25 protein-coding genes are annotated in these 25225 nt (G+C 69.4%); 17 read left to right on the top strand and 8 right to left on the bottom strand.

What is annotated here, in order from left to right; genetic code table 11:
* Nucleotides 1-63 precede the first annotated feature (63 nt).
* The 6 genes from AC4D2E_RS06990 to AC4D2E_RS06965 all read left to right on the top strand — a co-directional run bounded on the left by AC4D2E_RS06990 (nucleotide 64) and on the right by AC4D2E_RS06965 (nucleotide 5358).
* Entirely contained in the window at nucleotides 64-960 is an 897-nt protein-coding gene (locus AC4D2E_RS06990) for a helix-turn-helix transcriptional regulator (RefSeq protein ID WP_490952078.1), read from the top strand.
* Entirely contained in the window at nucleotides 960-2432 is a 1473-nt protein-coding gene (sufB, locus tag AC4D2E_RS06985) for a Fe-S cluster assembly protein SufB (protein ID WP_104164841.1), read from the top strand. The genes AC4D2E_RS06990 and sufB overlap by 1 nt, the downstream gene beginning before the upstream one ends.
* Nucleotides 2433-2434: 2 nt before the next feature.
* Nucleotides 2435-3772 (top strand): Fe-S cluster assembly protein SufD, encoded by a 1338-nt coding sequence (gene sufD, locus AC4D2E_RS06980; RefSeq protein WP_490952077.1) that lies wholly within the window; start codon nucleotides 2435-2437, stop codon nucleotides 3770-3772.
* On the top strand, nucleotides 3772-4131 hold the full coding sequence (locus AC4D2E_RS06975) for a non-heme iron oxygenase ferredoxin subunit (protein ID WP_104164845.1): 360 nt from the start codon (nucleotides 3772-3774) through the stop codon (nucleotides 4129-4131). The genes sufD and AC4D2E_RS06975 overlap by 1 nt, the downstream gene beginning before the upstream one ends.
* Before the next feature lie 68 nt (nucleotides 4132-4199).
* The gene (sufC, locus tag AC4D2E_RS06970; RefSeq protein WP_104164847.1) at nucleotides 4200-4961 is read left to right on the top strand and encodes a Fe-S cluster assembly ATPase SufC; all 762 of its coding nucleotides are present in this window, start codon (nucleotides 4200-4202) and stop codon (nucleotides 4959-4961) included.
* A gap of 67 nt (nucleotides 4962-5028) precedes the next feature.
* Entirely contained in the window at nucleotides 5029-5358 is a 330-nt protein-coding gene (locus tag AC4D2E_RS06965) for a metal-sulfur cluster assembly factor (protein ID WP_104120512.1), read from the top strand.
* 160 nt (nucleotides 5359-5518) lie between these two features.
* Here AC4D2E_RS06965 and AC4D2E_RS06960 read toward each other — a convergent pair whose 3' ends face one another.
* Genes AC4D2E_RS06960 through AC4D2E_RS06950 form a run of 3 tightly spaced genes read right to left on the bottom strand, consistent with a single transcriptional unit; the run spans nucleotide 5519 to nucleotide 7537 of the window.
* Nucleotides 5519-6214, bottom strand: a complete 696-nt coding sequence (locus AC4D2E_RS06960) for an energy-coupling factor transporter transmembrane component T family protein (RefSeq protein ID WP_490952076.1) — start codon at nucleotides 6212-6214, stop codon at nucleotides 5519-5521.
* Nucleotides 6211-6903 (bottom strand): energy-coupling factor ABC transporter ATP-binding protein, encoded by a 693-nt coding sequence (locus AC4D2E_RS06955; RefSeq protein ID WP_490952075.1) that lies wholly within the window; start codon nucleotides 6901-6903, stop codon nucleotides 6211-6213. The genes AC4D2E_RS06960 and AC4D2E_RS06955 overlap by 4 nt, the downstream gene beginning before the upstream one ends.
* Nucleotides 6896-7537 (bottom strand): biotin transporter BioY, encoded by a 642-nt coding sequence (locus AC4D2E_RS06950; RefSeq protein WP_490909279.1) that lies wholly within the window; start codon nucleotides 7535-7537, stop codon nucleotides 6896-6898. Before AC4D2E_RS06950 ends, AC4D2E_RS06955 begins: the two co-directional genes overlap by 8 nt.
* A gap of 167 nt (nucleotides 7538-7704) precedes the next feature.
* On the opposite strand from AC4D2E_RS06950, the gene AC4D2E_RS06945 reads away from it, so the two are divergent.
* From AC4D2E_RS06945 to AC4D2E_RS06920, 6 genes are all read left to right on the top strand, one after another.
* A complete protein-coding gene (locus AC4D2E_RS06945) occupies nucleotides 7705-9303 on the top strand; it encodes an ABC-F family ATP-binding cassette domain-containing protein (RefSeq protein WP_104164855.1) in 1599 nt (532 codons plus the stop codon).
* A gap of 766 nt (nucleotides 9304-10069) precedes the next feature.
* Nucleotides 10070-10612: a hypothetical protein gene (locus AC4D2E_RS06940; RefSeq protein ID WP_490952074.1), complete on the top strand. Its 543-nt coding sequence runs from the start codon at nucleotides 10070-10072 to the stop codon at nucleotides 10610-10612.
* A gap of 2 nt (nucleotides 10613-10614) precedes the next feature.
* Nucleotides 10615-11955 (top strand): glycosyltransferase family 2 protein, encoded by a 1341-nt coding sequence (locus tag AC4D2E_RS06935; RefSeq protein ID WP_104164859.1) that lies wholly within the window; start codon nucleotides 10615-10617, stop codon nucleotides 11953-11955.
* Nucleotides 11945-13819: a polysaccharide deacetylase family protein gene (locus tag AC4D2E_RS06930; RefSeq protein WP_490952073.1), complete on the top strand. Its 1875-nt coding sequence runs from the start codon at nucleotides 11945-11947 to the stop codon at nucleotides 13817-13819. The genes AC4D2E_RS06935 and AC4D2E_RS06930 overlap by 11 nt, the downstream gene beginning before the upstream one ends.
* A 53-nt stretch (nucleotides 13820-13872) precedes the next feature.
* Complete coding sequence (locus tag AC4D2E_RS06925) at nucleotides 13873-15666, top strand: polysaccharide deacetylase family protein (protein ID WP_490952072.1); 1794 nt, start codon at nucleotides 13873-13875, stop codon at nucleotides 15664-15666.
* A 95-nt stretch (nucleotides 15667-15761) separates the two neighbouring features.
* Nucleotides 15762-17357, top strand: coding sequence for an endo-1,4-beta-xylanase (locus AC4D2E_RS06920; protein ID WP_490952071.1), 1596 nt, complete (start codon nucleotides 15762-15764; stop codon nucleotides 17355-17357).
* Nucleotides 17358-17435: 78 nt separating this feature from the next.
* Here AC4D2E_RS06920 and AC4D2E_RS06915 read toward each other — a convergent pair whose 3' ends face one another.
* The 4 genes from AC4D2E_RS06915 to AC4D2E_RS06900 all read right to left on the bottom strand — a co-directional run bounded on the left by AC4D2E_RS06915 (nucleotide 17436) and on the right by AC4D2E_RS06900 (nucleotide 20303).
* Nucleotides 17436-18449, bottom strand: coding sequence for an NAD-dependent epimerase/dehydratase family protein (locus tag AC4D2E_RS06915; RefSeq protein WP_490952070.1), 1014 nt, complete (start codon nucleotides 18447-18449; stop codon nucleotides 17436-17438).
* A gap of 308 nt (nucleotides 18450-18757) precedes the next feature.
* On the bottom strand, nucleotides 18758-19585 hold the full coding sequence (locus tag AC4D2E_RS06910; RefSeq protein ID WP_490952069.1) for an SURF1 family cytochrome oxidase biogenesis protein: 828 nt from the start codon (nucleotides 19583-19585) through the stop codon (nucleotides 18758-18760).
* A complete protein-coding gene (locus tag AC4D2E_RS06905; protein WP_490952335.1) occupies nucleotides 19586-19825 on the bottom strand; it encodes a hypothetical protein in 240 nt (79 codons plus the stop codon).
* Between the two features lie 52 nt (nucleotides 19826-19877).
* Complete coding sequence (locus AC4D2E_RS06900; RefSeq protein WP_490952068.1) at nucleotides 19878-20303, bottom strand: DUF3099 domain-containing protein; 426 nt, start codon at nucleotides 20301-20303, stop codon at nucleotides 19878-19880.
* A 206-nt stretch (nucleotides 20304-20509) separates the two neighbouring features.
* Between AC4D2E_RS06900 and AC4D2E_RS06895 the strand changes: the two genes are divergently transcribed.
* The gene (locus tag AC4D2E_RS06895; RefSeq protein WP_490952067.1) at nucleotides 20510-21247 is read left to right on the top strand and encodes a beta-ketoacyl-ACP reductase; all 738 of its coding nucleotides are present in this window, start codon (nucleotides 20510-20512) and stop codon (nucleotides 21245-21247) included.
* A gap of 42 nt (nucleotides 21248-21289) precedes the next feature.
* Entirely contained in the window at nucleotides 21290-22039 is a 750-nt protein-coding gene (locus AC4D2E_RS06890) for an SDR family oxidoreductase (protein ID WP_490952066.1), read from the top strand.
* 25 nt (nucleotides 22040-22064) lie between these two features.
* Here the strand turns inward: AC4D2E_RS06890 and serB are convergent, their stop codons facing one another.
* Nucleotides 22065-22949 carry a phosphoserine phosphatase SerB gene (gene serB / locus AC4D2E_RS06885; protein ID WP_490952065.1) on the bottom strand — a complete coding sequence of 295 codons (885 nt, stop codon included), beginning with the start codon at nucleotides 22947-22949 and terminating at the stop codon, nucleotides 22065-22067.
* 190 nt (nucleotides 22950-23139) lie between these two features.
* Here serB and AC4D2E_RS06880 point away from each other — a divergent pair, with 190 nt between their 5' ends.
* The 3 genes from AC4D2E_RS06880 (at nucleotide 23140) to AC4D2E_RS06870 (ending at nucleotide 25152) form a co-directional block, all read left to right on the top strand.
* Nucleotides 23140-23925: an ABC transporter ATP-binding protein gene (locus AC4D2E_RS06880; RefSeq protein WP_490909290.1), complete on the top strand. Its 786-nt coding sequence runs from the start codon at nucleotides 23140-23142 to the stop codon at nucleotides 23923-23925.
* Nucleotides 23926-23962: 37 nt separating this feature from the next.
* Nucleotides 23963-24793 (top strand): TrmH family RNA methyltransferase, encoded by an 831-nt coding sequence (locus AC4D2E_RS06875; protein WP_490952064.1) that lies wholly within the window; start codon nucleotides 23963-23965, stop codon nucleotides 24791-24793.
* Nucleotides 24794-24894: 101 nt separating this feature from the next.
* The gene (locus AC4D2E_RS06870; protein WP_104164883.1) at nucleotides 24895-25152 is read left to right on the top strand and encodes a type B 50S ribosomal protein L31; all 258 of its coding nucleotides are present in this window, start codon (nucleotides 24895-24897) and stop codon (nucleotides 25150-25152) included.
* The last annotated feature ends 73 nt before the right edge of the window (nucleotides 25153-25225 follow it).

Here is a 25225-nt window from a genome sequence, read left to right as displayed (position 1 = left end):
GGGGCGGAATACATTAGGTCATGCTTATGTTGTGTATTTTGTCGCCGACGGAGGGAATGGACCGTGACCGCATCGCCCCGCGCCGCCGTTCCGGCGGCCGTCCCTCCTGACGTCCCCACGTCGGCGCGCACCGCCCAGATCGTCTCGCCGGACACCGACGAGCGGACGCGCGACCGGGTCCTGTCCGCCGTCCTCGAACGCGGCCCCGTCAGCGCGGCCGAGCTCGGCGACCGCCTCGGCTTCACGCCCGCCGCCATGCGGCGCCACCTCGACGCCCTCTCCTCCGACGGCCTCATCGAGGTCAAGCGCGTGCGTGGATCGACCACGGGCGCGGGACGCCCGGCCCGGCGCTATGTCCTCAGCCGGCGCGGCCAGGCCAAGATGGGCAACGACTACCTCGACATCGCCGTCGCTGCACTGGCGCAGCTCGGGGAGGCGGCGGGCCCGGAAGCCATCGAGGAGTTCGCCCGCACGCGGTTCGCCGGCATGGAGGAGCGCTACCGGCCGATCGTCGAGGCCGCGGGCCCCGACCTCGCCGCGCGGGCCCACGCCCTCGCCGGCGCCCTGACCACCGACGGCTTCGTCGGATCCACTAAGACGGTGGGCCTCCCGCCGGCGGGCGCACCGCGGGCCGTCCCGGCGGCGACCCGCCCCGCGATGCTCAGCGTGCAGCTCTGCCAGGGGCACTGCCCCATCCAGGGACTGGCCTCGGCCTTCCCGGCGTTCTGCGACCAGGAGACCGGCGTCTTCGCCCGCCTGCTCGGCGTCGACGTCCGGCGGCTCTCCACCCTGGCCGGCGGCGGGCACGTCTGCACCACCCACATTCCCCTGGGACGCACGACGGCGGCCCCGGCCGTGCCGGTCGGCCCGGACGCCCCCGGACCCGCGGAGGCGGATCCGGGGACCGCCCAGCCCAGCAACCCAGCAACGTTATCCATCCATCAGCAAGGAAGGCCGTGATGACGGATCAAGTAGACCGCAAGCCAGCTGCATCGGCAGTGCCGGAGTCGGTGATCAGCGACATCCTCGAGAAGAACCCGGAGCTCGAGGGCATCGGGACCTACCAGTACGGCTGGGCGGACAAGAACGAGGCGAGCGACAACGCGCGCCGCGGCCTCAGCGAGGAAGTCGTCCGTGACATCTCCGCGAAGAAGAACGAGCCACAATGGATGCTCGATCTCCGCCTCAAGGGCCTCAAGTACTTCGACCGCAAGCCCATGCCCGCCTGGGGCGCGGACCTCTCCGGCATCGACTTCGACAACATCAAGTACTTCGTGCGTTCCACCGAGAAGCAGGCGAACACGTGGGAGGACCTCCCCGAGGACATCCGCAACACGTACGAGAAGCTCGGCATCCCCGAAGCCGAGCGTGCGCGCCTGGTCTCCGGTGTCGCCGCCCAGTACGAGTCCGAGGTGGTCTACCACCAGCTGCGCGAGGACCTCGAGCGCCAGGGCGTCCTGTTCCTCGACACCGACACCGCGCTGCGGGAGCACCCCGAGATCTTCAGGGAGTACTTCGGCACGATCATCCCCGTGGGGGACAACAAGTTCGCGTCGCTGAACACGGCCGTCTGGTCGGGCGGTTCGTTCGTGTACGTGCCCAAGGGCGTCCACGTGGAGATCCCCCTGCAGGCCTACTTCCGCATCAACACGGAGAACATGGGCCAGTTCGAGCGGACGCTGATCATCGCGGACGAGGACTCCTACGTGCACTACATCGAGGGCTGCACCGCCCCGATCTACACCTCCGACTCCCTGCACTCGGCCGTCGTCGAGATCGTGGTCAAGAAGGGCGCCCGCGTCCGCTACACCACCATCCAGAACTGGTCGAACAACGTGTACAACCTGGTGACCAAGCGCGCCATCGCCCACGAGGGCGCCACCATGGAGTGGATCGACGGCAACATCGGTTCCAAGGTCACCATGAAGTACCCCGCCGTGTACCTCGTCGGAGAGCACGCCAAGGGGGAGACCCTGTCCATCGCCTTCGCCGGCGAGGGACAGCACCAGGACACCGGGTCGAAGATGGTCCACATCGCGCCCAACACCAAGTCCTCGATCATCTCGAAGTCCGTGGCCCGCGGCGGTGGTCGTGCCGCCTACCGGGGGCTCGTCCAGGTCCGCGAGGGCGCCAAGCACTCGGCCAACACGGTCCGCTGTGACGCGCTGCTCGTCGACACCATCTCGCGCTCGGACACCTACCCGTACGTGGACATCCGCGAGGACGACGTCACCATGGGCCACGAGGCCACCGTGTCGCGCGTCAGCGAGGAGCAGCTGTTCTACCTCATGTCCCGCGGGCTCCCCGAGGACGAGGCCATGGCCATGATCGTGCGCGGCTTCATCGAGCCGATCGCCCGGGAACTGCCCATGGAGTACGCGCTCGAACTGAACCGGCTGATCGAACTGCAGATGGAAGGGGCCGTGGGCTAGGAATGGCTGACACCACCCAGATTTCACCCGACACCACGTCCGAGGGAGAGCGGACCGAACTCGGACGGTCTGCCGACAAGGCACGCATAGGTGCTCCCTCCGGCACTGTGGACACCCGCGCCGTCATCGACGGCTTCACCGAGGAGGGCGAGAGCCTGCCCGGAGGCGACGACGGGGTCGAGCAGCTCGGCTTCAAGAAGCACAGCCACGGTAACGCACCCGTGATCCCGGAGGCATCCCGCGGCGAGCGCCGCCGGTCCTTCGACCTCGCCGACTTCCCCGCCCTGACGGGCCTCGAGGAGGACTGGCGGTTCACACCGCTCAAGCGCCTGCGGGGTCTCCACACGGACGCCCTGACCGGCGCGGCCCCGGCCGTCGCCGTCACCGGTGCCGGCAACGTCACCGCGGAGACGGTGTCCCGCGATGACGCCCGCCTCGGCTCGACCGCCACGCCGGAGGACCGCGTCTCGGCCGCCGCCTGGAACTCCTTCACCGAGGCCACGGTCATCACCATCCCCCGGGAGACGGTGGCCGACGGCGAGGTGATGGTCGGCGTGACCGGGACCTCGCCCGCCGCCGCCGCACAGCACGTCCTCATCCGTGCCGAGGCCTTCTCCAAGGCCGTCGTGGTCCTGGACCACACCGGGTCGGTGACGCTCGCCCAGAACGTCGAGATCATGGTGGGCGACGGCGCGGAACTCACGGTCGTCAGCGTCCAGGAATGGGACGACGACGCCGTGCACGTGTCCTCGCAGCAGGCGAAGGTGGGACGCGACGCACGCTACAAGCACGTCGTCGTCAGCCTCGGCGGCGACCTCGTGCGCCTCACGCCGTCGTCGATCTTCACCGCACCCGGCGCCGAGGTCGAGATGTACGGCCTGTACTTCGCCGACGCCGGCCAGCACCTCGAGCAGCGGCTCCTGGTGGACCACGCCGTCCCGAACTGCAAGTCCCGCGTCACCTACAAGGGCGCCCTGCAGGGCCAGGACGCGCACACCGTCTGGGTCGGGGACGTCCTCATCCGCAAGGCGGCCGAGGGCACGGACACCTACGAGACCAACCGCAACCTGATCCTCACGGACGGCGCGCGCTCGGACTCCGTCCCCAACCTCGAGATCGAGACGGGCCTCATCGAGGGTGCCGGCCACGCCAGTGCCACGGGCCGGTTCGACGACGAGCACCTCTTCTACCTGATGGCGCGCGGCATCCCCGAGAAGGCCGCCCGCCGCCTCGTGGTGCGCGGCTTCCTCACCGAGGTCATCCAGCAGATCAAGGTCCCCGCGCTCGAGGAGCGACTCTCCGAGTCGGTCGAACGCGAACTCGCTGCAGGCAACCTCTGATGGCCGAGGCACCCCGCGGTGAACTGATCTGCAGCGTCGACGACATCCAGGTCAAGCAGGCGCTGCGCGTCCTCATCGACGACTACCCCGTCGTCATCGTCCGCGACTCCGACGGCGAGATCCACGCCCTGGGCGACACCTGCTCGCACGCGGACATCTCGCTGTCCGAGGGCGACGTCGAGGGGTGCGCCATCGAGTGCTGGGGCCACGGCTCCCAGTTCGACCTCCGCAGCGGTGCCCCGCTGCAACTCCCGGCGTACGAGCCCGTCCCGGTCTTCGCGCTGGAGATCCATGACGGCGACGTCTACGTCGACGTCACGACGGTCACCAACGGAGCAGCCGCACCCCAGTTCGGCTAGCGGCCGCCGCACCTCCCACCTACTTCCTGCACACCTCCTGGACAGCCAGGCGAAGGAGAAAGAACACGATGTCCACACTTGAAATCAAGGACCTGCACGTCAGCATCGACACCGAGCAGGGCAACGTCCCGATCCTCAACGGCGTCACGCTGACCATCAACACCGGTGAGACCCACGCGATCATGGGCCCCAACGGCTCCGGCAAGTCGACCCTCGCGTCGACCATCGCCGGCCACCCCCGCTACAAGGTCGACAGCGGCACGATCACCCTCGACGGTGAGGACGTCCTGTCGATGAGCGTCGACGAGCGGGCCCGGGCCGGGCTGTTCCTCGCCATGCAGTACCCGGTCGAGGTGCCCGGTGTCACGATGACGAACTTCCTGCGGACCGCCAAGACGGCCCTCGACGGCGAAGCACCCAGCCTGCGCCACTGGACCAAGGACGTCAAGACCGCCATGGCGCAGCTGCGCATCGACGCGGACTTCGCCCAGCGCAACGTCAACGAGGGCTTCTCCGGGGGCGAGAAGAAGCGCGTGGAGATCCTCCAGCTCGAACTCTTCCGCCCCAAGTTCGCGATCCTCGACGAGACCGATTCCGGCCTCGACGTCGACGCCCTCAAGGTCGTCTCCGAGGGCGTCAACCGCGAGCACGCCAAGGGGGAGATGGGTACGCTGCTCATCACCCACTACACGCGGATCCTGCGCTACATCAAGCCGGACTTCGTGCACGTGTTCGTCGCCGGCCGGATCGCCGAACAGGGCGGGCCGGAACTCGCGGACCGCCTCGAGGACGAGGGCTACGATCGGTTCACGGCCCAGGTCGAGGCCTAGGACCACAGCATGACCCGGCGCGTCCTGCGCGCCGACCGCAGAACACCAGCCCGAGAGGAAGAGTTCGATGAGTGATGTGCAGCAGGCGCAGACCGCGCTGGATGACATCGAGGAAGCGCTGCGGGACGTGATCGACCCGGAGCTCGGCGTGAACATCGTCGACCTCGGTCTCCTGTACGGCCTGAAGTACGCGGAGGACGGCGCCCTCCTGATCGACATGACGCTCACCACGGCGGCCTGCCCGCTGACCGACGTGCTCGAGGAGCAGGTCGGCCAGGCGCTCGACGGCGTCGTGGACGAGTGGCGCCTGAACTGGGTGTGGATGCCGCCATGGGGTCCCGAGAAGATCACCGAGGACGGCCGCGACCAGATGCGGGCCCTCGGCTTCAATATCTGAGCGGTTCGACGGCAGCACGGGAGGGCGGTTCCAGCACTGGCTGGGACCGCCCTCCCGTCGTCCGTCGGGGTGCTTCGCCCTGGTGCCCGGGGTCGTGCACCGCGGAGGCAGGTCCTGACCCGCCCCCCCCGGCAAGGCAGCGGCCGCCGGCCGGTGGAGACTACATTCCCGGCGCGGGCGCGGGATCCTCGGCGGCCGGGTCGCCGTCGTCGTCTCCATTGTCGTCGTCTCCGGCATCGTGGTCCCCGAGGCCCCGTGCCGCGAGCGCCTCGCCCGTCCTGTGCGCGTACGCGACCGCGCCGATCACGAGGGGAGTCACCGCGACCCGCGGGTTGCGTTCGAGGCCGCGCGCCTTCGCCGCCTCGCGGACATCGACGAACAGCCCGGCCAGGTAGGGGATGCTACGCAGCATGACGGACAGCGCGAGGGCGAAGCGCTCCGGCTGCGCGCCCACGACGCGGAAGGGGCGGGCCAGCCGGGCCGCGCCGTCGAGGATGTCCTGCGTGGGCGTCGTGAGGGTCAGGGCCCGCGCCGCGAGGAGGCAGGCGACGATCCCGCCCACCACGCCGAACGCGGCAGTCCACCCCTGCAGCCACCCCTGGTAGAGCGCGAGGACGACGAGGACCGGTGCCGCCGGCAGGAGCATCCTCAGGATCCGCACGGGGGACAGGCGTGCCCCGACCACCAGGGCGCCGACGGTCAGGACCAGCGCGACGGCGGTGACGAACGGCGAACGCCAGGCCAGGACGATGCCCGCACAGCCGAGGGACGCCGCGGCCTTGACGGGGAGCGGCGTGCGGTACAGGAAGCCACGGCCGGGCTCGTAGAGGCCGATCGTGCTGCCGAAACCCCTCACGCGCCGCGCACCGGCCGTCCGACCAGGGAGCGGTAGTACGCCACGGCCTCGGCGGGCACGCCGTCGAAGACGACGGCACCGCCGTCGACGACGAGGGTCCTCTCGGCCTCCAGGGCGAAGTCGAGGTTGTGGGTGGTGAAGACGACCTGCTGCTCCAGCCCGGCGATGATGTCCCGGACGAGGGCGTCGTTGCGCAGGTCCAGGAGCGTGGTCGGTTCGTCGGCCACGAGGATCCGCGGCTCCACGGCGAGCACGACGGCGAGCGCCAGGATCTGCCGTTCGCCGCCGGAGAGGTCGTAGATGCTGCGGTCGGCGAGGTGGTCCACGCCGAAGCGCCGCAGGACGTCCTCGGCCTGCCGGCGGCGCTCGGCCGAGGGGAGCTTCCGGGCACGCAGGGACAGGTCCACGTCCTCGCGGCCCGTGGGCATGACGAGCTGCGAGAGGGGATCGGTGAAGACGAAGCCGACGGTCCGGCGGACCGCGCGGCCCTCCGTCCGGGTGTCCCGGCCGAGGACCTCGACCGAACCGCTCGACGGGACGAGCAGGCCGTTGATGAGCCGCAGCAGGGTCGACTTGCCGGATCCGTTGGCGCCGATCACCGAGACCCGCCGCTCGCGCAGCGTCAGGCTCGCCTCGAGAATGGTCCGTCCGCCGTCCACGCGCACCTGCGCCCCCGCGAACTCAATCACGGGGTGCGCGCCCGGCGAGGAGCCGGGGGAAGGCGCGGTGCACCGACACGGCGATGACCGCGGCCAGGATGTTCTTGAGCACATCGCCCGGCAGGTAGGCGGCGTCGACGATCACGGCATCCCGCAGGGGCAGCCCCGCGTTGACCACGAGTCCCGCGATACCGAGCGGGTGGATGGTCACCAGGCTCGCGGCGAGGCACGCCAGGAAGAGGAGGGGTGCCCGGAACCGCTGCCGGCGCAGGACGACGACGGCGAGGAGACCCGCGACGAGAGCCGCGAGGGGGAAGGCCACGAGGTACCCCGCGGACGGGCCGGCCAGGACGCCGAAGCCTCCGCTGAACCCGCTGAAGACCGGCAGGCCGATCAGCCCGGCCACCAGGTAGAGCAGGACGGCGGCCGTTCCACGTGCCGGCCCGAGGACGATCCCTGCGAGCATGACGCCGAGGGTCTGGAGCGTGATGGGAACCCCGAGCGGCCCCACCGGGATACCGGGTAGGATTGCGAGGGCGGCAATGAGGGCGGCGAAGACCGCGACCAGCGAGAGATCGGTGGCATCCCACCGTCGCCCGGACCGTCGTCCGGGTGATGGACTGCTCCGGACCGGCTCGGCGGCGGTCTTCTCGGCTGGCTGCATGGCACACGCTCCTTCAGCGGACCGGAGTCGCACCGGCTGATCCGGTGATTTGTCGACTTCCTCCAGCCGTCACTGCTTCTGTACCGAGACTAGCGCCGGTCATCAGGGGATCCCTTGTGGGATTCCTACAACAAACGCCGTCTCCGGCACCATTGAAAGGCCTCACCGTGATTAGCGTATCCAAGCTGGAGCTGCGGGCGGGTGCCCGCCTGCTCATGGACGATGTCTCCTTCCGCGTGGACAAGGGCGACAAGATCGGCTTCGTCGGGCGCAACGGCGCCGGCAAGACGACCCTCACGAAGGTCCTGGCGGGCGAAGCACTCCCCGCCGGCGGCACGGTGACCCGTTCCGGCGAGATCGGTTACCTGCCCCAGGACCCGAGGACGCCGAACATGGAGCAGCTCGCGCGCGACCGCATCCTCTCGGCCCGCAACCTCGACGAGGTCGTCGGTGAGCTGCGCCAGGCGCACGAGGACATGGCCAGCGACAAGACGTCGGTGCGCAACAAGGCGATGGCGCGCTACGACCGCATCGAGTCCGCCTTCCTCGCCGGTGGCGGGTACGCAGCGGAGGCCGAGGCGGCGTCCATCTCGTCGAACCTGTCACTGCCCGAGCGGATCCTCAACCAGCCCCTCAAGACGCTCTCCGGCGGCCAGCGCCGGCGCGTCGAGCTCGCCCGCATCCTTTTCTCCGGCGCCGAGACCATGCTCCTCGACGAGCCCACCAACCACCTCGACGCCGACTCCATCGCCTGGCTCCGGGAGTTCCTGAAGAACCACCAGGGCGGCCTGATCGTCATCAGCCACGATGTCGAACTGCTCGAGGCGACCGTGAACAAGGTGTTCCAGCTGGACGCCAACCGGGCGACCATCGACATCTACAACATGGGCTGGAAGCGCTACCAGTTGCAGCGGGAGACCGACGAGCGCGCCCGGAAGCGCGAGCGCGCCAACGCCGAGAAGAAGGCGCACGTCCTCATGGACCAGGCCAACAAGATGCGGGCGAAGGCCTCGAAGGCCGTCGCCGCCCAGAACATGGCCAAACGCGCCGAACGGCTGCTCGGCAACCTCGACGCGGTCCGCACCTCGGACCGCGTGGCCGCGCTGCGCTTCCCCGACCCGTCCCCCTGCGGCAAGACGCCGATGACAGCGGAGGGACTGAGCAAGTCCTACGGTTCGCTCGAGATCTTCACGGACGTGGACCTCGCGATCGACCGCGGGTCCAAGGTGGTGATCCTCGGACTCAACGGTGCGGGCAAGACGACTCTCCTGCGGATGCTCGCCGGCGTCGACACCCCGGACACGGGCAAGGTCATCGCGGGCCACGGGCTCAAGGTCGGGTACTACGCACAGGAGCACGAGACGCTCGATACGCAGCGCACCGTGCTCGAGAACATGAAGTCCTCGGCCCCGGACATGCAGGACGCCGAGGTGCGCGGCATCCTCGGGTCCTTCCTGTTCTCCGGGGACGACGTCGACAAGCCCGCGGGCGTGCTCTCGGGCGGCGAGAAGACCCGCCTCGCCCTGGCGACGATCGTGGCGTCCTCGGCGAACGTGCTCCTCCTGGACGAGCCGACGAACAACCTCGACCCCGCAAGCCGCGCCGAGATCCTCGGGGCCCTCAAGAACTACAGCGGTGCCGTGGTCATGGTCAGCCACGACGAGGGTGCCGTCGACGCGCTCGACCCCGAGCGGGTCGTCCTGCTGCCGGACGGCGTCGAGGACCTCTGGAACGACGACTACCTGGAGCTCGTCACCCTCGCCTAGCCGTACCGGGACCAGCGACGTCCTCGCTGCGCACCCCGTGAGCGGCGGCCTCCCGCGAGCGGCGGTCTCCGGCCGGGCGGGGACGTCCCGCGCCCGTATCCCGGCACGGTCCGCGGCGCCCCTCCCGCCCGCCGTCGCGCCCGGGCGACCCCCGTCGGATGTGTCCTGACCGGCCCGGCCGGTGTCACGCCCGACGCTCGGGCGGGCCCCACCCGACCCTCGGGCGGGGGTCCCTTCGGACGTCCGCGAGCCACGTCTCGGGTGCGTCGGCCCATGCCTCGGAAACGCCCTTCCTCCGTGCAGCCGGGGGCAGTCGCCGCGCCCCTCCGCCACGCCACGCCCTCGTATTCGGCGACGCCCCGAGTCGCTGCCACCGCCGTCCGGGGGGTCACAGCTACGGCCTGCGCGCGGCGTTTCCCATAGGTACTCTCAGAAACCTTTTCGAGTATCGGCTACTCGTGTTTGGCCTTTAGGGGATACGTAACTTGGTCGTACCACCGGGCTGTGCAGCAGCTTTCCAAGGTCCAACTCTGAGGAGACTCTTCATGATCCCCCTCGATCGCAATGAAAACTCCGGGACGAACTCGGCGGGAGGCGCTGACACCGCCTCCCTGCGCCGTCGTCCTGCGGTTTCGGAAAGCGGAGTGCCGTTCGCGTTCCCCACCCGCCAGCCGCCGGGAACGGTCGCCCCCTTCGCCGGCAGGACCGGCGCGCCGGGCCCGAGCGCCGCAAGGATGCACATGCTCGCAGCAGGGGAGGAAGACCGATGACAAGTGTCGCCAGCATAGGCGTGGCCGCACCCGGGACTTTCGGCCGGGACGGTGCGATGTTCGAGGGGCTGCTCGACTTCGTCGCGCAGTTGAGCCTCGTGTTGTGGACCGTCGTGGTCGTCACCGTGCTCATCCGTTTCGTCGGGATCCGCATCTACCGTCGTCGATACCGTCTGGCCGGTGCCGCGCTGGTGGACTCCGTCGCGGCGGAGCCCGCCGCGTCGCACCCCGCGGCCGAGATCGACGCGATCCGGCCGACCGCCGGGCAGCAGACCCAGGCCGCACCGGTCGCCCACGGCCCGCTCACCGCTACCACCGCCGCGAAGGACGCCGCGCTCGTGCCGGCGGAGCCCGTCGAGAGCGGGCTGGTCGACGTCTCCTCGACCGGGGCGTTCACGGATGCCGTCGAGGTGGTCCTGCTGCCGGACAGCGTGCCGTCCAGGGTCACCCCGTCCGTCCAGATGCCACTCCACCCGCCCCGTAGCCGACACCCTGAACCGCGTTCCCCCGCGCTCGCGACCCACTCCGTCGAGGCGTGAGGATGGACATCGCGCTCGTCATCTTCTGGCTGTTCGCCGGCGTCAGCATCCTCTATGTGGTGCATTTCGGCCTCTATCTCGTGGGCGCGAATTTCTACGATATCTGGCAGCAGCGGCGGAAGGGCCTCAGCGGGGTCCAGGTACCGGTGGCGTACGAGCCCGAGTGCGCGGCGACCGCCATCTGGAACCGGCGTGCGGCACCCGAGGTGCCGGGCCTGGTCTCCGTCGTCATCGCCGCACACAACGAGGAGGCGGTGATCGTCCGGACGCTCGACTCCGTCCGGCGCAGCACCTACCGCTCGCTCGAGGTCATCGTCGCCGACGATGCATCCTCCGACCTCACCGGACGCCTGGTACGCGACTACCAGGTGCGGCATCCCGGGATGGACCTGCGCCTGATGCGGATGCGCAAGAACGTCGGAAAGGGCGCCGCGCTCAACGCGGCGCTCCGGCGGTACGCTCGCGGCCAGTTCGTCATGACGCTCGACGCCGATTCGATCATCCAGCCCGACGCCATCACGAACGCCCTCTCCTACTTCGACGACCCCTACGTCGCCGGCGTGGCCGCCAATGTCCAGATCCTGGAGGAGACGACCGCCCTCGGCATCCTGCAGCGGTTCGAGCACATGATCGGCTACCGCTCGAAGAAGCTGTACTCCCTGCTGAACTGCGAGTTCGTGGTCGGTGGGGTCGCCTCGACGTACCGGATGCGTGTCCTGCGCAAGGTCGACTTCTACGACACCGACACCCTGACCGAGGACATCGGCCTGAGCACGAAGATCACCAGCCTGGGCAATCGGCGCTTCCGCATGATCTTCGGAGCCGACGTGGTCGCGAAGACCGAGGGAGTACTGACGCTCCGTGCCCTCGCGAAGCAACGTTTCCGCTGGAAGTACGGCAGCCTGCAGAACCTGATCAAGTACCGGGGGATGATGCTCAACCCGCACCGCCGGTACACCCGCACGCTGACCTACTACCGCATGCCGATGGCGATGCTCAGCGAGTTCACACTGCTCGTCTCGCCCCTGGCATGGACGTATGCGGTCTACTGGTCGCTGGTCACCCAGACGCCCGCCCTGATCATCGGCGCCTACCTGACCATCACCGCCTACACGCTGCTGACGGTCTGGATGGACGAGAACCTGACGAGGCGCGAGCGCGCCCGCTTGTCCATCTACGCGCCCACGGCGTATTTCCTGTTCTACATCATGGATCTCGTGCAACTGACCGCAGCGGTCCGCTGCATCGCGCGCTCGCGCGGCCTGGTCAAGCGTCCCGAGATCAACACCTGGAAGTCCCCGCAGCGGGCCGGGAGCACGGCGGTGGTCGCTCGTGCCGCATAAGCGCCGGCGGTTCGTCCGCATACTGCTCAACCCCCTCGTCGTCGTCTCATTGGTCGTGGCGCTGATGACCGCGGGGTGGCTGGTGTACACGGGCGGGCAGAGCATGATCGCCCAGGCGCGTCCCGGGGCGAACCTGCTCCCGCCCCTGAGCCCGTCCGCCGAGGCCACCCCCGGGTCGTCAGGGACGCCGACAGCCACTTCCGCACCGTCACCCAATACGCTGACCGCCCCCGACACCTCGTCGGCCACCGACACGCCGTCGGCCGTCGACGCGGTGGCAGGCTGGAGCGTCGGCCACAGCGCGGACGCCGCCGCCACCCTGAACCTCGTCGACGGGCAGGTGAGCGACCAGGCACTGAAGCTCGACGTCGGACGGTACGCCTCGGGCGACGTCACGCTGACGAGTCCGCGGGTGGAGGTCGATCCCGGGGAGACCTACCTGTTCAAGGCGTTCGTCTCCACCGACACGCATTTCACCCTGCTGGCGCGTCGGCATCACACCGACGGGAGCACGACTCTCAGGCAATTGCCGAGCGTCCTCGAGCGGCCGGGCAACGCCCCGTTCTCCGTGAGCGACGCGTTCGACAGCGGGGACACGGTGACGGCGGTGGAGTACGTCTTCCGCCTCGCATCCGAGGGCAGCGTCCGGGTCGAGGGTGCCTACCTCGAGGCGGCGGAGGACGTCGCTCTCCCGCCCAGCACGGCGGCCACCCCCAACCTCATACCCAACCCCGAGCTCGTCAGTCCCACACCGGGGGTACCCGCGTCATGGTCACCCTACGCATCCGGGCCGTCGACCGTGGAGTCCGGGCGCGGTGACGACGAGAACGGCCCGTTCCTCTGGACCCGCATCACGAACTACAAGAGCGGTGAGGCGAAGTGGCAGTACCAGCCGGTTCCTGTGGCACCCGACCGGCGGTTCGAGTTCGGCGCGACCTACCGGGCCGAGCGTGAGGTGGACGTGCTCGCCGAGTTCGAGCTCGAGGACGGCGGACGCGTGTTCCGCAACCTGGCGACGGTGCAGCCGGCGGGGGAGTGGACGACCATCGGGGAATCGTTCCAGGTCCCCGACAAGGCGAAGACGGTCATGGTCACCCTGGTGTCCCACGGCGACGGGACCACCGCAGTGCGCGACTACTCGCTGACCGATATCACCAAACCGGGACCCCTCCGGTGGGACAAGCCGATGGTCTCGATCACCTTCGACGACGGCTGGGAGTCGGTCTACGACCGTGCCCTCCCGCTCCTGGACAAGCACGGCTTCCGGTCCACCCAGTACGTCAACCCCACGTCCCTCGAGACACCGAACTTCATGACAGCCGCCGAGGTGCGCGGACTGCACGAGGCCGGACATGAGATCGCGGCACACAGCTACTCCCACGTCGATCTCACCTCGATCAATGCCGAGCGGCTGGAGGAGGAGATGCGAAGGAACGAGGAGGCGTTGAACGACGCCGGCCTCGGCACCGACAACCTCGCTCCCCCCTTCGGACGGTCCGACCCCCAGGTCGACTGGTATGCGAGCCAGTACTTCACGACCGTGCGGGGGACGGACGTGGGTATCAACACCCGGCAGACCATCGATCCGTCCGATCTGAAGGTCTTCTACGTGACCGACGAGACCACGCCCGAACTGCTGCGCGAAGCGCTCGCGGAGACGGACCGCGTGAACGGCTGGCTCGTCCTCGTCTATCACCAGATATCCACCCCCGAGTCGACCGGCACGCAGGACGACGACACCATCGTGGCGGACCAGAGCACCATCACCAGCGACGCCCTCGCTGCACAACTGCAGATCGTCGACGACAGCGGCATCGAGGTGCAGCCCGTCACTCAGGCGTTCGACCAGTTACAGGACCAGTAGTTCCCGCTGGTGGGATCCACCGCCGTCGGCCCAAGAGAAGAACGGAGAAGTTCATGACTAGATCCAGATCTGGATCCTGCTTGGCGCGGGGGCGAGCCGGATTGCTGACCATCATGGTGGCCCTGGGGGCGATGGCTTCCACGCTGCTGACGCCCGGGGTGGCGAACGCGGTGGTGAACAACCCAGCGCCCTCGGCGCTGGTGTCGTTCACCTTCGACGACGGTTTCCGCAGCTCCATCACGGCGGCCGCGCCGACGCTCCAGAAGCATGGTCTCACCGGCACGAACTACGTGGTCACCGACTGCGTGGGCATGACGACCGTGCCGAACACCTGCCGCGCGGACGGCAGTGTGCCGTACATGACCTGGACGCAGATCAAGCAGCTGCAGACGCAGTACGGCTGGGAGATCGGATCGCACGGCAAGGACCACCAGTGCCTCGCCTCGACCGGCGACGTCTGCCAGGCCAACAAGCTGACCCCGGCCCAGATCGACGCGCAGATGGCGAACAGCAGGGCGGCCCTTGCCGCCCAGGGCATCACCGCGACCGCCTTCGCCCCACCGTACGGCGACTACGACCAGACGGTCCTGGCGAAGGTCGCCAAGTACTACTCGTCGATGCGCGGTTTCGCCGACGAGGGCGTGAACCTGTGGCCGCTCAGCGATTACCTCGTCCAGAACGTCGCGGTCGAGGAGGGCCTCGACACCGTGGCATCGCTCAAGGCGAAGGTCGATCAGGCCATCGCGGGCAAGACCTGGGTGGTGTTCACGTTCCACGACATCGTCCCGAACCCCAGCACCAATCCGGGCGACTACGAGTTCGGCACCGCCGAACTGGACGAGCTCGCCGCCTATGTGAAGACCAAGGTGGCGGCCGGACAGATCAAGAACGTCAACGTCTCCCAGGGCATCGTGACCGGCTCTCCGAACAAGATGCCGAATGCCAGCTTCAATGCCGGCATCGGCGAGGGCTGGCGGACGGACGCCCCGACGCGCGTCACGGCTGACGCCGGAGGCAACGGCAGCTATCCCGACCCCGCCCGGTCGGTGAAGCTGGTGTCGGGCACGGGCCCGACGCACCTGTTCTCCCCGCAGGTCGCCGTCACCCCGGGGACGAACTACCTGTACAAGACCTTCCTGAACGTCTCCGCGCTGACCTCGGGCGAGGTGGCGTTCTACGTCGACGAATACAACGCGGCCGGAGCCTGGGTTTCCGGGCAGTACCGTAAACGGGAGAACTCCCGATGGGTGGAGTCGCTCAACTTCACCTATACGCCGAGTTCGACGAACGTGGCGAAGGCCAGCCTCCAGGTGATCGTCGCAGGGACCGGCATCACGGCCTACCTGGACAACGTCGAGCTGCTGGAGCTCATCGGGGGCACCACACCGCCGCCGGTCACCAACCTCGTGGCCAACGGCACCTTCGACGCCGGCCTCGGCGGCGGGTGGAGGTCCGACTCCGCGACCGGTGTCGTGGCCGACAGTGCGGGCAACGGCGCCCCGGCCAACCCGGTGAACTCCGTGAAGTTGCAGGGCGGCACGACCAACAGGCACCTGTTCTCGCCGCAGGTCAACGTGACGCCGGGCAACTACAACATCTCCGCCTACCTCAACATCAAGACCCGCACCGCCGGTGAGGTCGGCTGGTACATCGACGAGTACGACGCCAACGGCAACTGGATCTCCGGGCAGTGGAAGCTCGCCAGTACCGCGATCGGCGTCTCCAACGTCGCCCTGACCTACTCACCGAGCACGACGAACGTCGCCCGGGCGAGCGTGCAGGTGTACGTGACCAGCAACTCCGGGGTGCTCGCGTACGTCGACGACGTGCGCTGGTGGCGGCCCTGACACTCGGACGCCTGCCAGCACGGACAGTGCTGGCAGGCTGTCTTCTGCTCGCGCTCGCGGGCTGCACGCCCGACGACCCGGAACCGGAGCCCGACGTGATCGTTGACCTGATCGACGAGGACTGGCAGCACACGCCGGGAGTGGCGTCGGACAGCGGAGGGCTGCAGGTCACGGCCACGGCGCGAAGCATCGTCGATCAGGACGGTGGAGGAGGGCAGCCGAACCCGCCGCTCAATCTGGCCGGGACGCATCTGGTGGCGGACGGAGACTTCTCCCTCAGTGCGTCGCTCACCGACGTGATCGCCGACGCCTCGTGGACCGTCTTCGACAGTCCGCCGGTGATCGCCGACGAATTCCGGCTGGAGCCATCGGGCCTGCGGCTCACCCTCCTCGACGACGACCTCGAGATCGCCGTCTTCGACGGTTCCCCCCAGGAGGACGTCACCAGCCCCCGGCCGGCGCACGAGGAGCACGTGACGGTCCGGGATCCCGAAGCCACGCTGGTGGTACGCCGGTCCGGCGACACACTCGAGATCGAGAGCGGTGGAGAGACCGTCTCCTCCCTGCCCCTCGGAGCGGTGTTCGAATCAGGGGAGCTCTGGCTGGGACTCTCGAGCGAGGGCGGCTCCTTCCGCGTCGGTTCCTTCACCGCGACCGCTCTGGACGGCGGCACCCTCACGACCGCGGAGCCGGCCGTGGTCCAGGCCGAGCAGGAGCCGGACGGGCTGCAGGCCCTGGCCTCGCAGAAGAGGCCGGATTTCACGATCGGCGCTGCGGTGGCGCTCGGCCCGCTCGCCTCGGACCCGGACTACGCCAGGGAGTTCGTCGGCAACTTCGGCGCGCTCACGCCGGAGAACGCGATGAAGCCGCAGTTCCTCTCGCCGCAGCAGGCCGTGTACACGTTCGAGGAGGCCGATGCGATCATCGCGATCGCCGAGAGCAAGGGCCTGGCGGTGCACGGCCACACCATCGCCTTCACCGAGGCGATGCCCCGCTGGATGCAGGAGTTGCCCACCGGTACGGAGTGGGAGCGCCGAGCCAGCGCCGAGGCCCTGCTCGACTACATCACGACCGTGGTGACCCACTTCAAGGGCCGCATCGACTCGCTCGACGTCGTCAACGAACCGTTCGACGTGGACCAGGGCACCAGCTACCAGCAGAACATCTGGTACCGGGTCTTCGGGCCCGGCTACCCGGCGGTCGTCTCCCAGGCCGTCCACGAGGCGGATCCGGACGTCAAGCAGTTCATCAACGAGAACGGGGCCGACGTCCCGGGGTACCGCCAGGACGCCCTGCTGAAGCTCGCCCTCGACACCAACGCGCAGGGCGGGCACATCTACGGCGTCGGCCTCCAGGCCCACGTCTACGAGCTCGAGACCGACGCCATCTCAGCCGAGGATCTCACGGAGACGCTCGAGAACTTCAGGGATGCCGGGCTGCGCGTCCGGATCTCGGAGAACGACGTCACCGACGGAGAGGGGGTCGACGCCCAGGCGGAGCAGTACGCCACGGTGCTGGAGACCTGCATGCGCTCGCCTACCTGCGTCTCCTACACCACGTGGGGCGTGGACAACCGCTACAACTGGTGGGTCGACGACGACGGTGAGCTGCAACAGGGCCGGGACTTCCTGTTCACGGACGGGGAGACGACCCCCGCGTACGACGCGATGAGGCGCGTGCTGGGCGGCTGAGCGTCGCGGTGGCGCCGCCGCCTTAACGCCGCCGCCCTGACGTCGACGGGATCCTGGGCAGTCGTCGGTGGGCCCGTCTCAGTGGACGGCCTCGGCGTGGTGCACGGCCTCGGCGTGGATCCCGTTGGAGGCGGTGGAGAGGATGTCCTTCGCCACTTTGAGGATGATGGTGTCGATGGACGCGGTCGGTCGGAACCGGATGAGGCGTGACGCGAGGGCGATGTCGGGGGACCGGCGTCGAACGTCCTCGTGGCCGGGGCCGTAGACGTCGTCGTACGGAATGAAGCTGATCATGCTGCGGCTGCCCAGGAGCCTGATCGTCCGCTCGGCCAGCTCGATGATCGACACCTCCTGGGTGCTACCAAGGTCGATCGCGAGCCCACGGGCGGCCGGCTGCTCGGCGATGCGCACGATCGCCGGGACGACGTCCCCCACATAGGAGAAGCAGCGAGTCTGCCGGCCCTCACCGTGGACGGTCAGCGGGTCACCCCGCAGCGCCTGCTTCACGAGCGTCGGCACCACGCCACCGGATCGGCCTCCCTGGCGGGGACCCGCCGTATCGAAGAGCCGGACCACGGACACCGCCAGACCGTATTCCCGCCCGTAGGCCTGGGCGAAGGCCTCTTCCGTCGCCTCCGCGGCGACACCCGCCCACCGGGGGGTCAGCGGCGAACCGAGGATGCACTCCGCATCCTCGGACAACCGGCCGGAGACGTGCCTTCCATGGATGTCGCCGCTGGACACCACGATCAACTCGGAACCCGCATCGAGGCAGGCGTCGGGGACCGTCCCGGTGCCATGGACGGTGGAGCGAAGGCCTGCGAGCGGGCGATCCGTGTACGCATGCGCCCCACCGGCGGTCGCCAGATGGAACACCCGGTCCACTCCGCGGATCGCCCTGCCGACCGCAGCCGTGTCCAGGGTGCTGCCCTCGTGGAACGTGAAGGCCTCATGGGCCCGGCACGCGGCCAGATTCTCGAGCCTGCCGCGGGAGAGATCATCGAGCACGATGACGGCGTCCCCGGCGTCCAGAAGGTATTCGGCGAGGTGGCTGCCGATGAAACCAGCGCCACCGATCACGGCGGTTCTCATGGCCCGTTCCCCCTGGGTGATTCGGCGATTCCAGCAACGGAGCGGCGGACGATGGCGCGAATCGTAGGACCCGGACCACACAGCGCCGTGCCGCACTGCTTCTCGGCAGCATCCTATGAACGGTCGTGCCCGGGGGCACGAGTGCGTTCCACTCGATTCCGGGTGGGGACTCCTGCACGAACCACCCGCCGTCCTGGGCCGACTACCCGGCCGTGCTCCGAGGACGGTCGACGACCTTCGTCAGCGCAGTGCAGGAGCAGGGGTTCCTGCGACCCGACCACCGCGTCGAGGCCTTCGCCGGCGTGACCCTAGCGGATTCCCCGGGCGTCGAGGATGGCGTCCTCCTCCTCCTCCGAGGACGGGCGACGACGCCGGCGGGCCGGGCGATCCGGAGCGGTGCCGTCCCGTTCGGCGTCGCTCCTGCGCTGCTGCCGCGCCGCGTACCCGAGGCCCACGAAGGCGAGGACGCCGAAGGCGAACCACTGCAGGGAGTAGGAGAGATGCGGCCCTTCGTCGATGGACGGCTTGGGTGCGGCGATCGGGGTCTGGGCCGCTGCCGGCCGCTCCAGCGCGAGCAGGCCGTAGGCGGCGTCCTGCAGGGGGTACTCCACGCCCTCCGCGAGCGACGGAAGATGGACCGATGCGATCTGCCCCTCGGGTGCGCCCCGGTTCACCTCCGGCTCGCCCGGCCGAATCCGTGCGGTGACCTCGACCTCCCCCGCGGGCGGGGCCGGCACCACGTCCGGGCGTCCTGCTTCGGCGTTGCCGATGGGCAGCCAGCCGCGGTCGATGATGACGGCGGTCCCGTCCTCGAGCCGCAGGGGAGTGAGCACCTCATACCCCGGCTGACCGTTGAGCGGCCTGTTGCGCACCACGACCTGATGTTCGACGTCGTACGTCCCGGTGAAGGTCACCGGCGTCCATTCGCGGGCGGGATCGAAGGTGTCGAAGCCGTTCGCCCCCGGTACATAGCGCTGGGGCGGGGCATCGTAGTTCGCCTCGATGCGCTGGATGTCCTCCACGACGGCCTCCCGCCTGTCCAGCTGCCATCGTCCGAGCCCCACGCAGCCGGCGGCCAGCACCATGACCATGGCCAGCCAGCCGAGCCAGCGGACGGAGAAGAAATAGCGGAACACCTAGCGGGTCTCCATCGGTCGGTCGGCGGTCAGGGGGAGGGTCTCCTTCCAGAGCCCGCGATCCCGGAGGTACTCCTCGAACCACTCCACGTGGTCGGGGCACGACGCCCAGGCCTTCCGGCGCTCGGGGGTGTGGATGCGCGGGTTGTTCCACAGCAGCTGCCACTCGGCGTCATTCCGGCATCCCTTGCGGGAGCAGACGGGAGGCCCTCCCTCGGCCGGTCCCGGCACCCCGAACAGACCGAGGCCCGCGGCCGGACGGGCGGCAACGGGCCGGGGCGTGGACGGCAGGTCAGCCACGGGCGTCGGGCCCGCCGCGGCCTGCATCCTGGGGCCCGCGACGTGCCGGGTCCGCGGGATCGTCGATGATCTCGCCACTGAGGACGTCCTCGCCGTCGTCAGGGCCGGCGTCGACGACCTTCGCCTCGATCTCCCGCACCGGGGCGCGGTCGATCAGGGCGTCGCTGTGGCGGATGTTGCTGGTGTCGCTGCCGACGTTCGCGACGATCACGGCGAAGTACGGCAGGAACACCGCTCCCGCGATCATCACCCATTGCAGCCACACGTACGGGACCACGAAGACCAGGATGAAACACACGAGACGGATGCCCATCGACACCGAGTAGCGGATCATTCGCGTACGCATCTCGTCGCTGTGTGATTCCCGTGCGTCGGAGATGCTGTGGACGTCTGTGTTGTGCTTCGTTTGCTTACTCATCACACTCCAAAAAGACTCCCTCTATTGTCTCATTCCGGACCCCGTTCCCGAAGTCGAGGGATGCGCCGTTAGGATCGTCGGGACAGTCTGACCGATGGCCACGGGGGAGGTCCGAGCGGGCTGGGACGCCCGTCCGGAGCGCTTGCGCGGTGGTCGGCAGGAACAACATGGACCCCTTCCGGCCCGCAGACAGAGGAGTTACCCCCTTGGCACCTGATGCAGACAGCAGTACGACGGCCTCCGGCCGCAGCGTCCTCATTACCGGAGGCAACCGCGGGATCGGCCTTGCCATCGCCAAGGTATTCGTAGCCAACGGCGACAAGGTTGCCATCACCTACCGAAGTGGTGAGGTTCCTGAAGGGATGTTCGGCGTGCGGGCCGATGTCACCAGCGAGGAACAGATCGACGCGGCGTTCACGCAGATCGAGGCCGAGCACGGACCGGTGGAGGTGCTCGTCGCGAATGCCGGCATCACACGCGACACCCTGCTCATGCGCATGACCGAGAGTGACTTCACGGACGTCATCGACACCAACCTGACCGGCGCGTTCCGCGTGGTCAGGCGGGCGTCGCGCGGCATGATCCGCCTGCGACGCGGCCGCGTCATCCTGATCTCGAGCGTCACGGGCCTGTACGGGGCGCCGGGCCAGATCAACTACTCCGCTTCCAAGGCCGGGCTGATCGGCATCGCCCGTTCCCTGACGCGCGAGCTCGGCTCGCGGGGCATCACGGCCAACGTCGTCGCCCCGGGGTTCATCGACACCGACATGACGGCGGAGCTGCCCGAGGACACGCGGAAGAGCTACCTCGCCACCATCCCCGCCGGCCGCTTCGCGTCGCCCGACGAAGTGGCGGGCGTCGTGTCCTTCCTGGCCGGCGATGCCGCCGGCTACATCTCGGGTGCCGTCATCCCCGTCGACGGCGGACTCGGCATGGGCCACTAGGCCACCCCCGCCCCCACCACCCAGCCCACCAGAAGGAGAACCATGGCCACCCTCGAGGGAACCACAGCAATCGTCACCGGATCGTCCCGCGGGATCGGCGCCGACGTCGCGCAGCAGCTCGCTGCGCAGGGCGCCGCCGTCGTCGTGAACTACCGTCAGAAGGCGCCGCGCGCCAACAAGGTGGTGGCGGGGATCGAGACGGCCGGCGGCCGGGCCGTCGCGGTCGGTGCGGACCTGACGACGCCGGAGGGTCCTGCGGCGCTGGTCGATACTGCAGTCTCGACCTTCGGTGGGCTGAACCTGCTGGTCCTCAACGCGTCCGGCGGCATGGAGACGGGCCTGGGGGAGGATTATGCGCTGAAGCTCAACCGTGACGCGCAGATCGCCATGCTCGAGGCCGCCACGGAGGTGATGCCCGCGGGCTCCCGCGTCGTCTTCATCACGAGCCACCAGGCGCACTTCATCGAGAAGGTCGAGACGATGGACGCCTACGAGCCGGTCGCGCGCAGCAAGCGGGCCGGCGAGGACGCCCTGCGCGCCCGCATCCCGCAGCTCGACGAGAAGGGGATCTCCCTCGTCGTCGTGTCCGGCGACATGATCGAGGGCACGGTCACGGCGACGCTGCTGGACCGCGCCACCCCCGGAGCCATCGAGGCGCGCCGCCAGGAGGCGGGCCGCCTGTACTCCGTCGCGGAGTTCGCGACCGAAATCGTCCGGATGGTCACGGCGGACGTCCCCACGGGCCACACGGAGTATGTGGGCGGCGCCGAGGACTTCCTCGCCAAGAGCTGACCCGCAGCCTCGTCCAGGGCCCGGGCTACAGCCCGGCGAAGTGGCGGACGACGTCCAGGTCCGGAAGGTCGAGGGCGACGTCCGCCGCTGCACGGACGGCAGGCTTCGCGTTGAACGCCACGCCGAGTCCCGCTGCGCCCAGCATGTCGAGGTCGTTCGCCCCGTCGCCGACGGCGATCACCGCCGCAGGCTGCACGCCCGCGCGCTCGGCTTCGGCGCGGAGCGTGCGCTCCTTCTCGCGGCGGTCGACGACGGCGCCCGCCACCCTGCCGGTCAGGGCGCCGTCGAGGATCTCGAGGTCGTTCGCCTTGGCGAAGGACAGGCGGAGGCGCTCGGCGAGGGGTGCGAGGACCTGCGAGAAGCCGCCGGAGACCACGCCGACGCGATGGCCCGCGCCGAGGTACGCGGCGACGAGGTCCTCCGCGCCGTCGCTCAGCTCGATGCGCTCCACGACCTCGCCGATCACGGTGGCAGGAAGCCCCTGCAGCGCGCGGACCCGGTGGTGGAGGGACTGGGCGAAGTCGAGCTCACCCCGCATGGCAGCCTCGGTCACCGCCGCCACCTCCGCCTCGCGGCCTGCATGCGCGGCGAGCAGCTCGATGACCTCCTGGCGGATCAGCGTCGAGTCGACGTCCATGATCAGCAGCTTCGGTCCGGGAGCGTACGTGGGGGCCGGGACGAGCGCGGCGCCGACGCCGGAGGCGGCCGTCCACCGTGCCAGCCCGGCACGCACCTCCGAGGCCCGCGCGGTGAGCTCGACGCCGAGGGACAGCACCGTGTAGGTCGGGGTCGCCGCGGTCGCGGTGTCCGTGACCTCGGCGCCCAGGCCGCGCAGGGCGCCGAGCAGGTCCTCCCGGTGTCCGTCGTCGAGCCGCCTCGCATAGGCGACCACCCGTGCCGTGTCCCGCATGCTCCCGCTCCTGTCCACGCCGGTGCCGGCGTCCGTGTCTCGTGGGGTCCCGATCGTGGCGTCCTGCCCGCCGCCGGAGCCGGCAGCCGGGCCGGCAGGCGGGCCCCACGGGCCACCGGTGGAACACAAGCGTCGTGGGCGGCCTGCCGGTTTCGCCACGGGGCCGCTCCTTAGCCTAGTGTCTAGGACCATGAGTGACGTTCTGGAACTGGCGGGAGTAAGCCTCGTCAGGGGTGGCAAGACCCTGCTCGATGAGATCGACTGGCAGGTCAACGAGGGCGAGCGCTGGGTGGTCATGGGCCCCAACGGAGCGGGCAAGACCACCCTGCTGCAGCTCGCCGGCGCGCGGCTCCACCCCACCAGGGGCGTCGTCGGGATCCTCGACGAGGTCATGGGTGCGGTCGACGTCTTCGACCTCCGGCCGCGCATCGGCCTCGCGTCGGCGGCCCTCGCCTCGCAGGTACCGGATCACGAGACCGTCCTGAACGTCGTCGTGACGGCTTCCTACGGTGTCACCGGACGGTGGCGCGAGCAGTACGAGCGACTCGACGAGCGCCGCGCCTTCCGTCTCCTCGACACCTGGGGCATGTCCCGCTTCATGAACCGCCCGTTCGGTTCCCTCAGCGAGGGGGAGCGCAAGCGCGTGCAGATCGCCCGGGCGCTCATGGCGGACCCCGAACTCCTGCTCCTCGACGAACCGGCAGCGGGCCTGGACCTCGCCGGACGCGAGGACCTCGTGCAGCGGCTGACCGAGCTCGCCCTCGACCCCGAAGCACCCGCCATGGTGCTGGTGACGCACCACCTCGAGGAGGTGCCGCCGGGCTTCACGCATGCCCTGCTGCTGCGCGACGGCGTGGTGGTGGCGGCAGGCCCCATCGCGGACGTGCTGACCGAGCAGAACCTGAGTGCCGCGTTCGACGTCGCCCTGAAGGTCAGCGAGGAGAACGGCCGCTACAGCGCCGTCGCCCGGGCGTGAGCAGCGCAGGCCGCCGCGCGCCCCGGCACGCTCCCTGATGCCCGTCATCACGCTCGATGCGGTCGACGACCCCCGGCTCTCGGACTACCGCGACCTCACCGACGTGCAGCTGCGCCTCGCCAGGGAACCCGCGGAAGGTCTCTACATCGCCGAGAGCTCGAAGGTGCTCCGGCGCGCCGTCGACGCCGGGCACGTCCCGCGGTCCTTCCTCCTGGCGCCGAAGTGGCTCCCCGACCTGGCCGACGTCGTCGCCCGCTTCCCGTCCGTGCCCGCGTTCGTGGCCCCCGAGGCCACGCTCGAGGCCATCACGGGTTTCCACCTGCATCGCGGCGCCCTCGCCGCGATGCACCGGCCGGCACCCCGGGCACTCGGCGAACTGCTGACCCCGGCCCGGCGCGTCGCGATCATCGAGGACATGGTGGACCACACCAACCTGGGTGCCGTGTTCCGGTCCGCCGCAGCGCTCGGCGTCGATGCCGTGCTGCTGAGCCCCCGCAGCGCCGATCCGCTCTACCGGAGGGCCGTGCGCGTCAGCATGGGCAGCGTCTTCCAGGTCCCGTGGGCCAGGCTGACCTCGTGGCCCGGGGATCTCGCCGCCGTGCGCGCCGCCGGCTTCACCCTCGGTGCCCTCGCGCTGGGTCCCGGGGCCGTCCCGCTCGGTGCGTTCCCGGCACGGGACCACGAGCGGCTCGCCCTCCTGCTGGGCACCGAGGGGGACGGCCTGAGCGACGGCGCACTGGCGGAGGCCGATGTCGCCCTGACCATCCCCATGCACCGCGGCGTGGATTCGCTGAACGTCGCCGCGGCGGCGGCCGTGGCGTTCTGGGAGTGCCGGTCCGATGGCGGCGGCGCGCGCCCCGCGCTTTAGCCTCGCGGATGCTCCTGCGCTAGTATGGATAGCTGGCGCTGTCGCCACCCTTTCAAGTTCCCGTGCCTGGCAAAATCCAGGCAACCAGAGAAGGTAGTCCCGTGAAGTCTGATATCCACCCCAAGTACCAGTCGGTCGTGTTCCGCGACCTGGCCTCCGACAAGGCGTTCCTGACCAAGTCGACGGTCGGCTCGCCCAAGACCATCGAGTGGGAAGACGGCAACACCTACCCCCTCATCGAGGTCGAGATCTCCTCGGAGTCCCACCCGTTCTACACGGGCAAGCAGCGCATCATGGACTCCGCCGGTCGCGTGGAGCGCTTCAACGCCCGCTTCAAGGGCTTCGGCGCCAAGAAGTAGTCCAGCTCCTCCCGAGCACCGGACCCACGGTCCCACGAGGAAGCCACGCCCATCCGGCGTGGCTTCCTCCCGT

Source organism: Arthrobacter sp. TJ-265, from assembly GCF_058269135.1.
The sequence above is the reverse complement of the archived record's forward strand: the minus strand, read 5'-3'. Positions and strand labels throughout refer to the sequence as shown.

Coding starts and splice junctions, on each gene's coding strand:
- AC4D2E_RS06935 (WP_104164859.1), top strand. CDS start 10,615: ATGGACATCGCGCTCGTCATCTTCTGGCTGTTCGCCGGCGTCAGCATC.
- AC4D2E_RS06880 (WP_490909290.1), top strand. CDS start 23,140: ATGAGTGACGTTCTGGAACTGGCGGGAGTAAGCCTCGTCAGGGGTGGC.
- AC4D2E_RS06875 (WP_490952064.1), top strand. CDS start 23,963: ATGCCCGTCATCACGCTCGATGCGGTCGACGACCCCCGGCTCTCGGAC.
- AC4D2E_RS06890 (WP_490952066.1), top strand. CDS start 21,290: ATGGCCACCCTCGAGGGAACCACAGCAATCGTCACCGGATCGTCCCGC.
- sufB (WP_104164841.1), top strand. CDS start 960: ATGACGGATCAAGTAGACCGCAAGCCAGCTGCATCGGCAGTGCCGGAG.
- sufC (WP_104164847.1), top strand. CDS start 4,200: ATGTCCACACTTGAAATCAAGGACCTGCACGTCAGCATCGACACCGAG.
- AC4D2E_RS06925 (WP_490952072.1), top strand. CDS start 13,873: ATGACTAGATCCAGATCTGGATCCTGCTTGGCGCGGGGGCGAGCCGGA.
- AC4D2E_RS06915 (WP_490952070.1), bottom strand. CDS start 18,449: ATGAGAACCGCCGTGATCGGTGGCGCTGGTTTCATCGGCAGCCACCTC.
- AC4D2E_RS06900 (WP_490952068.1), bottom strand. CDS start 20,303: ATGAGTAAGCAAACGAAGCACAACACAGACGTCCACAGCATCTCCGAC.
- AC4D2E_RS06965 (WP_104120512.1), top strand. CDS start 5,029: ATGAGTGATGTGCAGCAGGCGCAGACCGCGCTGGATGACATCGAGGAA.
- AC4D2E_RS06940 (WP_490952074.1), top strand. CDS start 10,070: ATGACAAGTGTCGCCAGCATAGGCGTGGCCGCACCCGGGACTTTCGGC.
- AC4D2E_RS06975 (WP_104164845.1), top strand. CDS start 3,772: ATGGCCGAGGCACCCCGCGGTGAACTGATCTGCAGCGTCGACGACATC.
- serB (WP_490952065.1), bottom strand. CDS start 22,949: ATGCGGGACACGGCACGGGTGGTCGCCTATGCGAGGCGGCTCGACGAC.
- sufD (WP_490952077.1), top strand. CDS start 2,435: ATGGCTGACACCACCCAGATTTCACCCGACACCACGTCCGAGGGAGAG.
- AC4D2E_RS06950 (WP_490909279.1), bottom strand. CDS start 7,537: ATGCAGCCAGCCGAGAAGACCGCCGCCGAGCCGGTCCGGAGCAGTCCA.